The sequence below is a fragment of the Singulisphaera rosea genome, from assembly GCF_054877945.1.
Genome location: NZ_JBTYIP020000008.1, coordinates 80,171 through 95,070 on the forward strand (window position 1 = coordinate 80,171; position 14,900 = coordinate 95,070).

The following is a 14,900-nucleotide window of genomic DNA, read 5'->3' on the forward strand; positions in this document are numbered from 1 at the left end:
AGGCAGGGCCGGGGAGGGTGATTACCGATAGCCCGCGCCGGGCGGAGCACGCAAACCGCGGCCCGCAATCGCCAGGGCAACCGCGACGGCCAGGCCCAATCCCAGGACGACCAGGCTGAGGAAGCGGATCCCCTGGCGGAAGCCGATGGCAACGCTCTCTGCTGCGGCGAAGGTGCCTAGGACGGTCGATGTCTCCTGCTGAAGCTCCGCCCCCGAGAGACCCCGCTGGCGATAATAATCGGAGACGCGGGCGGCGGCCTCCGCCACAGCGGGCCTCCCCTCGCTCAAGTTGGCCCGGTAGACGTCGAGCGCCCGGTCGGACCAGGCCTTGATGGCCGTGCCCGTCATCGTCGGCAGGATCAGAAGAGGGACGACGAGGGCGACCGCGGCCAGCGATCCTGCATAGAGCATGTCCTTCGGGCTAATGCCTTCCACCTCATCGCAGAGGAACACGGGCGGGAACAGGCCAATGCAACCTCCCCAGCACGCCAGCACGAAGGCCGTGTGCTCCTTGGCCGTGAAGTTGTCGAGGGAGGAGAGCCACCAGAGACAGGCCGAGGACCCGATCACGCCGACGAGCAGCCAGACGTGGCGCAGAGGCCGGCGGTGGAAAACCGTCGTTAGCAGCGTCGTAGCGGCCATCGCCAGTCCGGGGGGGGCCAGCACCCATCCCGCGGTCACGCGTGGGTAGCCTCGAAGTTCAGTCAGATACTGGCCGATGATCGCCAGCACTGCGCCTAGGTTGAGGAGCAGGAGGAGCCGGACCATCATGGCCAAGACGTAGACCCGGCTGCGAAGCAGACGCCGGAGGTTCTCGTCCGGGCTGAATCTCGAGCCTAGCCAGGCCGCCAGCGCGACGGGGAGGATCGCGCAAAGGATCGCGACCACGGCAAACTCGTTCGACGTCCACCCGCCCCACTTGCGATACCACTTAAAGGCGAAGAGCAGGCAGACGACCCAACCGACGAAGGTCGAGACGGCCAACCAATCGACCGGCACCTGCACGGGCCTGGGCGGTCGGTCGCGCTTGAGGTACCGCAACACCGCGACGAGCCCCGCCAGGGCCACGGGCACGTTCATCCAGAAGATCCACCGCCAGGAGGCCCACTCGTTGACATAAGCCGTAACCAGTGGTGTCAATGGCCTGGTGGCGTAGGCACAGACGCCGTAGAAACCGATGGCGATGAGCAGCCGCGCTTCGAACTGCTTGTAGAGAGTCGCCCGGCCGATGGCGATCGTGAGTCCCTTGCCGATCCCCTCCACGAACCGAGCGACGATGAACCCCGGGAGTCCCACGGCCGCACCGCAGAGGAGGTTGCCCGCGGCGAAGAACGCCAGGCCGCAGGCGAGGGCGGTCCTCGCCCCGACCCGGCCCGCGAGCCAGAAGGCCCCGAACAGGCTATAGATGATCCCGACGCCCCAGGCCACGTCGGCCCAGATCATGTCATACTCTTCGGCTTCGATCGCCTTGCGGATGACGTCATCGGTCACCGCGGTCAAGACCAGCGTCTGGTAGACCGTGATCAGCACGAGGAAAATCGCGGCAGCCGCACGGACATGGCCCCGGCCCAGGGGAGCCGGAGGGGAAGGCGATGCGAGGTTCGACGGGGCAGGGTTCGAGGTCACGGTTTCTGCGACCCTCCGACGGCCGCCGAGGGGAGCGGCTCCTTCGGGGGCGACGTCCTGCCCACGCGGTTGTAGCGGGCCTCGAACCCGGCCATGGCCCGGGAGGCCGAGGCCGCCCAGGTGGGATCTCCCTTGCCGTGGGCGATGGCCACTCTTGCCGAGAGGCCGGCGCGGAGCATCGGCCAGCGATCGTCCCGGTCGACCTGGATGCGGACGGGGACGCGTTGGACCACGCGAGTGAACTCCCCCGAGACGACGTTGCGCGGCAAGAGCGCGAACTGCGCCCCCGTCGACTTGTTGATCCACACCACACGACCGGAGAACGGCCTATCGAAGGCGTCGATCACGATCCGGACCGGGTTGCCCGGCGCGACCCCGGGCAGGCGGGTCTCCTCCAGGTTGGCCTCCACGTAGAGAAACTCGGGGTCGTAGAGGCTCAGGATCGTCGCGCCCGCCGGGGCGAAGTCCCCGAGGTGCCGGTATCGCTTGACGACGACGCCCGCCGATGGTGCCCGCACCCGGGTGTATTCCAGCTCGTGCTCGGCGGCCTCCAGGGATCTCACGGCCTCCTCAACGGTCAGCTCCTTCACCCGGATCAGCAATTCCAACTCGTGGATCTGGTCGTAGCCGACCTGCGAGAGATCGACACCTTTGGAAGCTTTCGCGGTGCCCGACTGGGCCGCGTCGAGTGATTGGCGAGCGATGTCGACTTGCGTCCGAGAGACGAGCGCCTTGGCCAGCTTGGCCTCGGCGAGCTCGACCTGGGCCTGGGCCGCGTCGCGGGACTGCGTCGTCTGTTGCTGGCGTTCCTGGGTACTGGCTCCTTGCTGGGCCAGCCTCGAGAATCGTCCGAATTCTTGCTCGGCGAGCGTGAGGCTGGCCCGCGCCGCCTTGACGCCCGCGCGGGCCTCCTCGATGTCCTTCTCCACCCCGTCCCGGGTCAGCTTCAGACCCTCCTCGGCCTTCCCTCGGTCGATGGTCGCGGCCTCGAGCGTACGCCGTGCGAGCTCGACCTGGATCGGCACCTCCTTGCGCGCTCGTTCCAGCCCCGCGTTCTCGCGGACGACCTCCGCCCGTGCCGCCTCCAGCTTCGCGCGGGCCAATACGACCTTGTCGCTGTAGGGAGTCGGATCGATCTCGGCGAGCACCTGGCCAGCCTCGACGTGGTCGTTCTCGTCGACAAAGAACCTGACGATGCGCCCGGCAACCATCTGCGGTGCGATGTTGATGATGTGAGCCTCGACGAAGGCATCATCAGTGAGCGAGTGGGTACGACGGTAGCTCGCCCCGCTCCAGGCCGCCGGGAATGCCAGGGCGGCTGCACCGACCAAGGCGAGCACAATTCCCATTCGAACGAGTCGAGCTCTCGCACGCCCGGCCGGGGTATCGCCCATCAAAGGAGCCACGGCACCCTGGACTTGAGTCGTCTTAGTCGTGTCGACGGCCGGACTGGCTGGCTCAGACATGGCACTCACGCTCGTTCGGTTAAGGACCGCCGAAGGCCAGGGTCGCCGGGGTCGGAGTCTTCCCCATGGCGTACTCCAGCCTGGCGATCGCCGTCAGGTAGGCGTACTGAGAATTCTGATAATTCTGCTCGGCCCGGGTCAGCGAGGCCTGTGCGTCCGTAATCTCCGTCGGGATGGCGTTCCCCTCCTTCGCCCTGAGCTGGACGAGTCGGAGATTCTCGCCCGCCTGCGAGATCGCCGGCCGGGCGTCCTCGATCCCGAGGCGGGCGGCGTCCATCCGCCGATACGCCTCGTTGACCTGGAAGGCGATGGTGTCGGCAATGGACTCGGCCTGGGCCATGGCCTCGCGGAGGCGGGAGTCGGCCACCTGGCGCTCGACGATGCGTCGGCCGCCCTCGAAGAGCTCCCACTCGACGCGGATGAACCCGATCGCGACATCCCCGTGTCCCGAGTTGCTGTTCTGCCGGATGTCGATCAGGTTGCCACCGCCCATCACCTTGGGGGCGAACTGGGCCTTGGCAATCCGGGTCCCGGCCTGGGAGATCTCCACCGTCTTCTTCGCCACCTGAAATTCCCGCCGCTCCCGGATCGCGGCCTCGAGGCAGTCGCCCAGCGTCAGGTGGAACGGTGGTAGGGCGCCGGTCTCGGCCACGCGGATCGGTTCTCCGCATTTCAGGCCGATGGCCAGGTTCAGCGCCGCCATGGCCACGAATTCCGCCTCGACGGCCGCATGCAGTAGCTGGCGGGACTCGGAACGGAAGACCTCGGCCCTGAGTACCGTCTCTCGCTCGACGACCCCTTCGCCTTCCAGCTTCTTGGCGTCGACCAGTTGTTCCTCGGCACGCCGGATGGAATCCTGGGCCGTCGTGCGGAGGGCCTGGGCCTTCAGGACGTCATAATAGGCGACGGACACCTCGTTGGAGACCGTCTGGAAGGCGCGGTCGGTCTGGAGTTGGGCGACGTCGACCGCGAGCCTGGCCTGCTCATGCAGGCCCAGGCGACGGCCGAAGTCGGTGATCAGCCACTGGAGCTTGAAGTCGACGAGCTCGTATCCGGAAGCGACGTGGAAGCCGACCGGAAGGACGCCCGTGGACGGCAGGAACGTGAAGCCGGGCGGGGCTTTGAGCCCCGTCGAGACCGGTATTCCGCCGGCACTGACTTCGTAACCGCCGGCACTGCCGGCCACCCCCGCCGTCGGCAGGAACGTGGAGGCGACGATCTGCCGACGGCCCCGCGCCTGGGCGATGGTCTCTAGATGGGCGCGGAGCCTTGGCTGCAAGCGGAACGCCAGGCCGATCGCCTCCGGCAAACCCAGTGGACGCCCCGCCGCGAGGACGGCGTCGAGCTCGGAATCATCCGGGCTGGTGGGCAGACTGGCACGGGGCGGCTCGTGACGAGTCACACTCGCTTTCAGCGAGGTCCCTTCGAGGGCCGGCGGCAGATCAAGGCTCGCAGGGTCCGGTTTTGCCTGGCGCTCTTCGGGATCTCGCGTCCTTGCCGTTCGCGTCACCATCGGGTCCTTCATCGGACCGCCGACTCGAGCGGGAGCCTCTCCTGATGTCACCGCTTTTTCAGGTTCAAACGACCGCGAGATGGACTCACGCAGGCTGGATGGCGAATTGACGCAGCCCGTGACGATCACCGAGACGGCGATCGATGCCCACGGGCGTGCGGAGGAATACCTGAGCGATGCCCTCCGTGCACCCATCGGATCCATCCTCCACAACCTAGGACTTTAACCCGCCGCGTTGACGCCCCGACGGAGACGCGAAGACTTCAACGTGAATCGATGTCGCGTACTTATTTCGATGCGGGGTGAGCTTCGGTATCATTATCGGAATAAGTGCTCCAAGATTCCAGGGTTTCATCGTGCGACTCCTCGATCGCGGTCATCGAAAATGTCGATGAGGGCCTATTCTTGCAGCGTCATCGACGAGATGACCGATCTCGGCAACCGATGACACAGAAACAGCAATACAAATCAACGATTTCAATATTCTCGATTCATTCTTCGAGAATTCCTCCTTCATAGGGGTTTGGTCCGGCCCCCGCACCTGCCGTCGAATCAGGAGCGGCGGCCGAGGAATCGAACTCGCCCTCGTCGGTATTATCTGACAATGGAAATCCGCAACCTTCGCTGCTTCTTGGCCGTCGCCGAGCTGGAGAGCTTCACCCTTGCTGCCAAGAAAATGCACATGTCGCAATCCAACCTGTCCCGCCACATCAAGGAGCTGGAACTGCGCGTCGGCGTCCCGCTGATCGAACGGTCGGGACGGGGCGTCCGGCTGACGATGGCGGGGAATGTCCTGCGAGATCACGCCTCTCGGGCGATCCGCGTCCTCGACGATGCCATCCCGGCCATCGCCGATCTCGACAACCTGAGCCGTGGCCAGGTCGCGGTCGGGGTCGTGCAGGTCCTGGACCACCTCCTCGTCCCCCGGGTGGTCTCGCACTTCACCCGGGCCCACCCCGGGATCGGAATCAGGGTCGACCGCCTCTGGCAACTGGACATGGAGGCGTCGCTCAAGAGCGGTGACCTCGACCTCGGCATCGGCCTCGACCCGCCGAGGACCCCGGGGGTGGAGTTCGAGCTCCTCCTCAGCACGGATTTCGTGGTCATCGTCCCGGACGGACATCCTCTCGCCGACAAGCCGAGCGTCCGGCTGTCCGAACTGACTCGGGAGTCATTGATCCTGGTGCCGCGGAAAGGGTCGTGGCTGCGGTGGTACACCGACGAGGCGCTCGACCTCGTGAAGGTTGAGCCGAAGTGCTCGGTCGAGTTGGACACGGTCGAGGCGATCCTCGCGGCAATCAGACAAGGCATCGGAGTCGCTTTCTTGCCGCTGGCGGTGCTCGGGCGCGGCCAACCCGGACTTCGGCCGATCGCGGTCGAAGGATCGAAGACGAAGCTCGGCGTCGGACTACTTTGGGGCAAGACCGCGAGCCGCTCCCGGGCGACCGTGGCTTTCGCAAAAGCGACCGCCCAGGTCATCCGCTCGGAAGGGTTGACACCGCTCGGATGATCAGACCGGCTATCCCAGAAAATCCATAAAAAGCAAACAAAGTGATTTTTTCACGTTTTCATATTTTCTACAAAAGGAGCCTAGGGGCATGAGTCAGCTTCGAGTCGCGCTAGTCACGGGTTCGGCGACGGGCATCGGGCGGGCGGTGGCCTGGCGATTCGCGGAGCGGGGATACGCCGTGACGGTCAACTATTCGAGGTCGGCGGCCGAGGCCGAGGAGACCGCCGATGGCGTGCGCCAACGAGGTGCCAAGGTCCTCCTCCAACAGGCAAATGTGGGCGAGGACTCGGCGGTCAAGGCGATGGTCGCGCGGACCGTCGAGGAATTCGGCGGCCTGGACGTCGTCGTCAACAACGCGGCGACGACGTATTTCGTCCCCCATATCGACCTCGATGGGCTCACGGAGCAAGTCTGGGACGACATCTTGAATGTGAATTTGAAAGGGACGTTCTTCGTGAGTCGGGCCGCGATGCCGCACCTCACGGCGCGCTCGGGCAATATCGTCAACATCGCGTCGGTCGCGGGGGTTGCGGGCTCCGGCAGCTCGATCGCCTACGCGGCGAGCAAGGGCGCGGTCATCACGCTGACCAAGAGCCTGGCCAAGGCGTTCGCACCGGCCGTCCGTGTCAACGCCGTCGCCCCGGGCCCCGTCCAGACGCGCTGGCTGGCGGACCATCAGGACATGATCGATGAGGCGATGAAAGCGACCCCCCTGAAACGACCCGCGACCGCCGAGGACATCGCCGACGTGACGCTTTTCCTCGCCTGCGAGACCACCTTGATGACCGGGCAAATCCTGGTCGCAGACGGTGGTCGAACGATCTGACGGCCCCTCGGGTCGGAGAGGAACCCTCATGTCCACGATCCGAGGCCTGAACGTGCGGGCGGTTCGCGTCCCGATGTCCCACCCGCACCGGACGGCCGGCGGCGTGGTCTCGGAGTCGCCGCTGATTTTGACCGACGTGGTCGTCGATGACGGTTTCGTCGGTCACAGCATGGTCTTCACTTACACCCCGGCGGCGCTCAAGCCCACCGCCGACCTCATTCGGAACCTCGAAGACCTCATTCGAGGGGAGCCGCTGGCCCCGCTCGAGCTCGAGCAGAAGCTCTCCCGAAAGTTCCGCCTGCTCGGCTCTCAGGGACTCGTCGGCATCGCGCTCTCGGCTATCGACATGGCCGTCTGGGATGCGCTCGCTCGCCGACAAAACACCTCGCTCGTCCGTTTGCTCGGCGGCCTCGAGAAGCCGATCCCAGCTTACGGGGCGGTCGGATATGACGGGCCCGAGGGCTCCGCGAAGGCCGCAGCGGAATGGGTCGAACGCGGTTTCACGGGCGTGAAAGCCAAGATCGGCTACCCCTCGGTGCAGGAGGACGTCGCGGTCATCCGGGCGATCCGTCACGCAGTCGGCGACCACGTCGCGATCATGGTCGACTACAACCAGTGCCTCTCGCCCGTCGAGGCCGAGGCACGGCTCCGGGTGCTGGACGACGAGGGCCTCACTTGGGTCGAGGAACCCACGCTCGCCCACGACTACGCCGGCCATGCCAGGATCGCCCGCGCCATAAAGACCCCGATCCAGTGCGGCGAAAACTGGTGGGGGACGCTCGACGTCCGGCATGCCATCGAGGCCCAGGCGTCGGACCTCATCATGCCCGACGTGATGAAGATCGGCGGCGTGACCGGCTGGCTCCGTGCCTCGGCACTCGCCCAGGCGAACGAGCTCCGAGTCTCGAGCCACATCTTCCCCGAGATCAGCGCGCAGCTCCTCTGCGCGACGCCGACCGCCCACTGGCTCGAATACGCCGACTGGTGGAACCCGATCCTTGAATCTTCCCTGGTCGTCAAGGATGGGATGGCCACCGTCGAAAACGTGGTCGGATCCGGCGTCGCCTGGAACGAGTCGGCCGTCGAACGTTTTTCGGTTTAGTCCGCTTTTGTAGGTTCGCTCACACCGACTTGACTTCTCCGCAACAAATCGATCGAACCAATATTATAAAAACACAATCAACAGATCACGAAAATCGCCGCATATTAAATTTACGTAAATTTATTTTTTTATTCATCATCTTGTCCGTGTTTCATCCGCGTTCAATCCGTGGCGAGATTGAATTCCAATCCCCCTCCCTCAGCCGACTCCTCCCGCCCTTCGGCCGAAATTGATTTCGATCTTCGGGAGCCGGTTTTCAAAGTTCGGGGGCCCGATCGCCGATCATTACGAAAGGAGAAACTGCGCCGGGCGAGTGGAGTGATCTGACCTTGCGTGGAACATCGAGCCCGGTTACCTTTCCGCCCGTCCCAGCAACGTCGAAAATGCACCGGTTCTGGAGGGACCCCGACCGAATCAAAGGAGTCGAACCGATGCAAGGCAGGTCACGGATGGCCGCTTTGGCACTGGCCGTGGGAACCGCGACGGCCCTCGTTTGCTCGGCCTCCGCCGCCGAGAAGCCCGTGGGTTATAAAGTCCATGTCATCCTGAAGGTCGCCGGATTGACCCCAGGTGGGCGTGGTTGCGACGTCGAGATCAAGCCGGCCCACGACGGCTGCGAATTCCGGCCGGAAACCCGACACGTCACCTCGACCGGCGAGCAAGAACTGGTGCTGGAGAATGTCCGCACCGACAGCCTCGATCGTGAGTGCGCGTTCAAGATCACGATCCGAGAACCGGGCCAGCCGGAGCGGACCGTCCGCCGAGGCCTGCGACTCCCCGAGCCGAAGAACGCGGCCGCGGGTGCGTCCTTGACGTGCTACCTGAACTCGCCGTCGAGAATTGCCAAGGTCGCCGCGGAACAGTCCAGCGTACGACGATGAACCTGAAAGCGCGAGCGAGTGAATCGCCTTCAATCTCTTGGAGCCGATTCACTCGCTGGCGTTTCGGGCCTGTCAGACGTCGCGCCTCGCGGCTTCGACGCGCGGTCCAACTCGACTCACATCCTCAGGCGAGGAGGGACCGGACGACCTTACCTCCGTTGACCGTCAGGCGTTCCTCGCGTCCCTCGCGGAGGAACGTCAGCTTGAGGTGGTCGAGGCCGAGGATGTGGAGGATCGTGGCGTGCAGGTCGTGGACGTGCACGCGATCCTCGATGGCCCTCAGGCCGAACTCGTCGGTCGTGCCGAGGGTCAAGCCCCCTTTGACGCCGCCGCCCGCCATGAACATGCTGAATCCGTAAGGGTTGTGGTCTCGCCCATCGCTCTTCTCGCTCATCGGCGTCCGGCCGAATTCTCCTCCCCAGATCACCAGCGTATCGTCGAGCAGGCCTCGCCGTTTCAGGTCGGTGATCAGGGCCGCGACCGGTTGGTCGCTCCGGGCACACAGCCGCCCGTGATTCCCCTCGAGGTCGCGGTGAGCATCCCACTGGCTCCCCGACCCGCAGTAGATCTGCACGAAGCGCACGCCTCGCTCGACTAAGCGTCGGGCGCGAAGGCACATCGCGCCGAAGTCCCGGCAACGTTTGTCATCGAACCCGTAGAGCGACTTCGTCTCGGGGGTCTCGGAAGAGAGGTCGATGGCCTCGGGAGCCTCGGCCTGCATCCGGTAGGCGAGCTCATACGAGGCGATCCGAGCCGAGAGCCTCGTGTCGTCGGCCCTCGCTTCCGAGTGGTGACGGTCCAGGTCGGCGATCAGGTCGAGCTTGGCGCGTTGCTGGCGGTCGGTGATGGATCCGGGGGGGGCGAGGTGTAAGATCGGCGCCCCGTCTTTGCGGAACGGAGTTCCCTGGAAGGTCGCGGGGAGCCAGGCGTTCCCCCAATTCTTCGGCCCGCCGATCGGCTCCGCGGCGTCGCTCATGACGACGAACGCCGGCAGGTCCTGGTTGATCGTCCCGAGCCCGTAAGTCACCCACGCCCCGAGGCTGGGTCGCCCCGCCAGGATGCTCCCCGTGTTCATCTGGCAGACGCTACCGACATGATTCACCCCGTCGGCCCAGCAGGAGCGGATCAGGGCGATGTCGTCGACGACCTTGGCGACGTGCGGATACCAGTCGGAGACCCACATCCCGCTCTCGCCGTGCTGGGCGAACTTGCGCCGGCTCCCCAGCAAGGTATTCCCGCCGACCCCCATCGGCGTAAACACCTTGCCGAAGCTCGCGGGGAGGGTTTCCCCATGCCGCCTCGTCAGCTCGGGCTTGGGGTCGAAGAGGTCGATGTGGCTCGGCCCCCCCTCCATGAACAGGAAGATGCAGCGTTTGGCCTTCGCCGCGAAATGCCCGACGCGGGGTGCCAGGGGCCGAAGCGGGTCGACCAAAGGGGCCTCCGCCGCCGCTCGGCCGATCAGCGCATCGTCGGCGAGCATCGCCGAGAGGGCCAGGCCGCCGAACCCGAGGCCCGCCTTCGCGAGAAACTCTCGACGCGTGCGGACCCATTCCACATGACTCGAGCTCATCGTTGCGGCCCCCCAAGGACGTCGCCGCGAGCGACGGATCAATCGACAAAGACGAATTCGTTGAGATTCAGGAGCGCATGGCAGTAGTCGACCAGGGCCGCGGCCTGCACCGGGTCGTAGTCGTCCGGCGCGGGGATCGGCATGTCCAGCGCACCGGAGCCCTCGGCTCGGGAGCTGAGGAGTGCCGGCTCGTCTTCCAGGAAAGCGACGCCGCGCTTCGTCTCGGACTCGTCGGGGAGTCTGCTGAACGCCAGGCGATACGAATCCTTGACGAGGGTCGCAAGGTCGGAGCGGTCGGCCGAGTTCGCGAGGATCCGACCGGCCAGGTGTCGAGCCTGATCGACGATCAGCCCCGAGTTGAGGAGCATCAGGGCCTGGGGGGCGTTGACCGAGACGTTCCGCTCGGGGCAGGTCACGTTCGAGTCGGGGGCGTCGAACGCATCGAAGAGGGGATATTTGAGGTTACGTCGGACGAACACATAAACGCTCCGACGGTTCCGATCGCCGGCCGAAGCGGAACGGTTCCAGCCGCCTCGGGTCTCGACGCCGGGGGGCAGGTCGGGGAATACGCTCGGGCCACCGACGCGAGGCTCGAGCTGGCCGGAGACGGCGAGGAGGGAGTCTCGGACCGCTTCCCCCTCGAGCCGGCGTCGCGACATCCGACTGAATAGGGTGTTGTCCGGATCTTCGGCCAGGGTCTTCTCCGCGGCGACGCTCGACTGGCGGTAGGTGGCGCTCGTCACCATCAGGCGATGAATCGCCTTGAGGCTCCATCCTTTCGCAACGAACTCGGTGGCCAACCAGTCGAGCAGTTCCGGATGAGTCGGTTCGGTCCCCTGGGTCCCGAAGTCGCTCGGGGTGGCGACGATCCCTCGCCCGAAATGGTTCTGCCAGACGCGGTTGACCATCACGCGAGCGGTCAGCGGATGATCGGGCCGCGTGAGCCATTCCGCCAGGGCCGCGCGCCTCCCAGACGTCGGGGAAGAGGCGAGGGCGACATCACCCAAGGACGTTGGCCCGAGCACCGACGGAAATCCCGGACCGACCTCGTCACCGGGGCTGGCAAAGTTTCCCTTGTTCAGCAGGTAGACGGGGGGAGCGTTTCGACCGGTGTCGGTCATGCCGCTGGCCCGGTCGGGAGACTTGGGCGCGAACTTGGCGAGTTGCTCCATGACCCGACCGCACGCCGACCAGGCTCGCCGATCGTCAGAAGTCATCGCCTTCTCGATGGCCTCGGGGGCGACCTTCATGTCCTTCGCGTAACGGATCAGGAGATCTTCCTGGAGCGCCGTGCGGGCCTCGGGGTCGGTCTCATACGCCTTCCGGACTTCTGCCGGGAGTGCAGCGAGCTTCTCATTGACGAGGGAGGTCCGGTAAGACTTCTCGATCGTCTCCCGTTCGCCCCGCAGGACATCGGCCCGAGCGAGGTGTTCGGCCTCGACGGCGGCGTTGAGCGACTGCTCGAAGGGGCCGAGGAGCGACATGTCGTCCTTCGGTACACTCGCCGCGAACAGAGCCTGGAACCGGTAATAGTCCTTCTGGCTGATCGCGTCGTACTTGTGGTCGTGGCATCGGGCGCACGCCACCGTGAGGCCGAGGAAGACCGAGGCCGTCGTGTCGGTCATGTCCTCGAGCATCAGTTGCCGGGACATGCCGGGGACCTTGTTGTTGTCCTCGAACGGCCAGTTGCGATTGAAACCGGTCGCGATGAAGGCCCTGGCGTCGTTCGGCGCCAGCTCGTCGCCGGCCAATTGCTGCTTCACGAACTGGTCATAGGGCAGGTCGCTGTTGAAGGCCCGGATCACCCAGTCGCGATAGCGCCAGGCATTCGGGCGGGTCACATCGCTTTTGAACCCGTCGCTCTCGGCGAATCGGGCCAGGTCGAGCCAACTCCTCGCCCAGCGCTCGCCGTATCGGGGGCTCGCGAGGAGGCGGTCGACAAGGCGCTCATAGGCGTCATCGGCCGAATCGGCGAGGAAGGCGTCGACCTCTTCGGGAGTCGGAGGGACTCCCGTCAGGTCGAACGAGAGGCGTCGAATCAGTACCGCCTTGGCGGCTTCCGCGGCTGGTTCCAGCCCGAAGGATTCGAGATCGGCGAGGATGAAACCGTCGATCGGGTTCTTGACCCAATCAACTCGTTTCACGACGGGATTATCCGGCCGCTTCGGCGGGACGAACGACCAGTGCTGCCGTTGCTCGGCCGTCCAGGTCGGCTCGGGCGAGCCCGCCCAGGTCCAAGCACTCGGGAGCCCGAGCGTCGCCCCTACCACCATCGCGAAAACGCGGACCGGACAACTGACCTGCATGGCCAAGTTCCTCCCTCGTCGCGGAGCAGCGGACCCGTCAGGCGAGAGGCCCCTCGATAATTTAACCCGATCCCCGAGATTCTTCACGGGAAATCTTGCCCGTTGATCATTCGTCGAGATACGAGCGCGATCGCCAGTTCGAAATGCGAAGCGGCCCGGGAACCTTCGAGAGTCCCCGGGCCGCCAAGTTCGTAGAAGCTCAGGTCGTTCGGCGGATTAGAACGAGTCCGCCGAGACGACTTCGCCACCGTTCGGGGTGACGAGGTTGCGGAGGGTCACGACGTTGATCGTGTCCTTGAGGAAGCGGACGCTGCCGTCGCCGAAGAGGACGTTCACGCCACCGGGGTGGAACGAGAAGAGCTCGTCGTTCGCACCGGCGTTGTTGCCGGCGGTCGCCAGGGCACCCGAGCCCGAGCCGGTCGAGGCCTGCCAGGGGGTAACTTCGTGGGAGGGGCGATACTTGTTGTTGGGGGCACCGGAGACGCCATAGCCGGCGTCGGGCTCGGCCCAGCGCCAGTAGCGGCGGGCGGCGGTCGCACCACCCGCGGGGCCTGAACCACGAGTGTCGCCACCGGCAACGGTGTCGATCTCGGTGTACGGACTCAGGTAGGTCTCGTCACGGCCGGCGTCTTCGCCGATCGCGATCGTGTTGCTGGTGCCGTCGGTCGCTTCGGCGACGGTCGTCTTGCCCTGCTTCAGGAGGCCGTTCGCACGGGAGGCCTTGAGGCGGTAGGGGACCGCGCTGTTCGCGGTCGTGGCCACGCCGAGCGGGTTGATGTCGGTGTAGACGGTCGGGCCGTAATCACCATAGCCGTAGCCACGGCCGTAGGTGGTGGTGATGGGATCATTCGGGTCGATCGAATCGCGATCGGTGCCGCTACGGTTCGACGAGGGGCAGATGAAGACCCGCATCACGGTCGACGCACCGGTGTAGTTCATGCCGGAGGCTTCGTTGTACGCCGTGGCGAAGTTCATGGCGTTGAACGAGGCCGTGCCTTCCATGTAGGGGAGAAGGCGGGCGAGGGTGCTCCAGCCGCCGTCGACGAACTGGGTCGTGGGCGAGGCGGGGGTCGTGGTGAAGTTGGTCGACTCACCACCGGGGGGGAAGGCGCCGTTGCTGTTTTCGTAGTTGTAAAGACCCAGGCCGAGCTGCTTGAGGTTGTTGACGCACTGCGTGCGGCGAGCGGCCTCGCGAGCAGCCTGGACGGCGGGGAGGAGCAGCGCGATGAGGACCGCGATGATCGCGATCACCACGAGCAGTTCGATGAGGGTGAATCCCGCGATTCGCCCCCGAGTTCCGGGCATCGAAACCTTCATCTGAAAAACCTTTCACAACAAGAGAAATACCATTCCGAATCCCGGCAATCTCGGAGAAACACTCCGAATTCGATCGCCCGGGCATCCCGACACGCACCACGTCGTGCGTTCTCCTGAGAATCTCATCAAACCCCCGTCAGGGAGGGGTTGTTCGCGTCGTCGAGCCCGTCCGGAGTCGTCGCCGAGGTGTGAACACGGAATGTTGTCATCAATACTCGGCGACGTCGCGGCAGTGCGACCCCCCAACGATCATCGAGTGCGGTGTCGTTGGGCTGTCTTGACTTTGTTTTGGAGCTGGATGGGCCGGAGGTCATTGGCACCGGGATTGACCGTTGCGGTCAGGTCCGTGAGGTCTTCGTCGGTATAAGCGACCGGGAAGGGAGGAGGGGGGATCTTCTTCACGCCCGAGGGAGCCGGAGGGGGGTCGAGCCGCACTTTGTAGTCGCCCGCCAACGCACCGTCACCAGGCTCTCTCGTGGTCAACTCGAAGCCGCCGTCGGCGCCCGTCGTCCCGCGGGCCCCCGCCCCCTTCTCCTGAGTCGGGATGAAGTGGACGGTCGCACCGACCAAGGGTTTGCCATCACTCAGCAGGATCTTGCCCTTCACGGGCTGGGTCTCACCCTCCAGCTTGGGGAGACTGCCTTCGCCCGAACCGCATCCCGGGAGCGCGAGGGACAGCACCGTCATCGCGCCGATCGACCAACAAAAGTTCGTCCAGGAGGCGGGCAAGCGAGGCACGAATCGGAGACGCATCAGGGATCTCTCAGAGGTCACAAATCGCCG

At 65.2% G+C, this 14,900-nt stretch carries 12 protein-coding genes; 5 read left to right on the forward strand and 7 right to left on the reverse strand.

Annotated features, from left to right (window positions below):
- Positions 1-21: 21 nt before the first annotated feature.
- The 3 genes from ACYOEI_RS16040 to ACYOEI_RS16050 all read right to left on the reverse strand — a co-directional run bounded on the left by ACYOEI_RS16040 (position 22) and on the right by ACYOEI_RS16050 (position 4,605).
- Entirely contained in the window at positions 22-1,626 is a 1,605-nt protein-coding gene (locus tag ACYOEI_RS16040; RefSeq protein WP_462850532.1) for an MFS transporter, read from the reverse strand.
- Positions 1,623-2,975 (reverse strand): HlyD family secretion protein, encoded by a 1,353-nt coding sequence (locus ACYOEI_RS16045; RefSeq protein WP_462850534.1) that lies wholly within the window; start codon positions 2,973-2,975, stop codon positions 1,623-1,625. The genes ACYOEI_RS16040 and ACYOEI_RS16045 overlap by 4 nt, the downstream gene beginning before the upstream one ends.
- Before the next feature lie 136 nt (positions 2,976-3,111).
- Positions 3,112-4,605, reverse strand: coding sequence for a TolC family protein (locus ACYOEI_RS16050; protein ID WP_462850535.1), 1,494 nt, complete (start codon positions 4,603-4,605; stop codon positions 3,112-3,114).
- A gap of 79 nt (positions 4,606-4,684) precedes the next feature.
- Here ACYOEI_RS16050 and ACYOEI_RS16055 point away from each other — a divergent pair, with 79 nt between their 5' ends.
- The 5 genes from ACYOEI_RS16055 (at position 4,685) to ACYOEI_RS16075 (ending at position 8,924) form a co-directional block, all read left to right on the forward strand.
- On the forward strand, positions 4,685-4,831 hold the full coding sequence (locus tag ACYOEI_RS16055; RefSeq protein WP_462850536.1) for a hypothetical protein: 147 nt from the start codon (positions 4,685-4,687) through the stop codon (positions 4,829-4,831).
- A gap of 378 nt (positions 4,832-5,209) precedes the next feature.
- On the forward strand, positions 5,210-6,115 hold the full coding sequence (locus tag ACYOEI_RS16060) for a LysR substrate-binding domain-containing protein (RefSeq protein WP_462850537.1): 906 nt from the start codon (positions 5,210-5,212) through the stop codon (positions 6,113-6,115).
- An 88-nt stretch (positions 6,116-6,203) separates the two neighbouring features.
- Positions 6,204-6,941: an SDR family NAD(P)-dependent oxidoreductase gene (locus ACYOEI_RS16065; protein ID WP_462850538.1), complete on the forward strand. Its 738-nt coding sequence runs from the start codon at positions 6,204-6,206 to the stop codon at positions 6,939-6,941.
- 28 nt (positions 6,942-6,969) lie between these two features.
- Entirely contained in the window at positions 6,970-8,043 is a 1,074-nt protein-coding gene (locus ACYOEI_RS16070; RefSeq protein ID WP_462850539.1) for an enolase C-terminal domain-like protein, read from the forward strand.
- A 431-nt stretch (positions 8,044-8,474) separates the two neighbouring features.
- Entirely contained in the window at positions 8,475-8,924 is a 450-nt protein-coding gene (locus ACYOEI_RS16075) for a hypothetical protein (protein WP_462850540.1), read from the forward strand.
- Between the two features lie 124 nt (positions 8,925-9,048).
- Here the strand turns inward: ACYOEI_RS16075 and ACYOEI_RS16080 are convergent, their stop codons facing one another.
- From ACYOEI_RS16080 to ACYOEI_RS16095, 4 genes are all read right to left on the reverse strand, one after another.
- Positions 9,049-10,494, reverse strand: a complete 1,446-nt coding sequence (locus ACYOEI_RS16080) for a DUF1501 domain-containing protein (protein WP_462850541.1) — start codon at positions 10,492-10,494, stop codon at positions 9,049-9,051.
- Between the two features lie 38 nt (positions 10,495-10,532).
- Entirely contained in the window at positions 10,533-12,800 is a 2,268-nt protein-coding gene (locus ACYOEI_RS16085; RefSeq protein ID WP_462850542.1) for a DUF1549 and DUF1553 domain-containing protein, read from the reverse strand.
- A gap of 216 nt (positions 12,801-13,016) precedes the next feature.
- Complete coding sequence (locus tag ACYOEI_RS16090; RefSeq protein ID WP_462850543.1) at positions 13,017-14,117, reverse strand: DUF1559 family PulG-like putative transporter; 1,101 nt, start codon at positions 14,115-14,117, stop codon at positions 13,017-13,019.
- A gap of 249 nt (positions 14,118-14,366) precedes the next feature.
- Complete coding sequence (locus ACYOEI_RS16095; protein ID WP_462850544.1) at positions 14,367-14,804, reverse strand: hypothetical protein; 438 nt, start codon at positions 14,802-14,804, stop codon at positions 14,367-14,369.
- Positions 14,805-14,900: the final 96 nt, after the last annotated feature.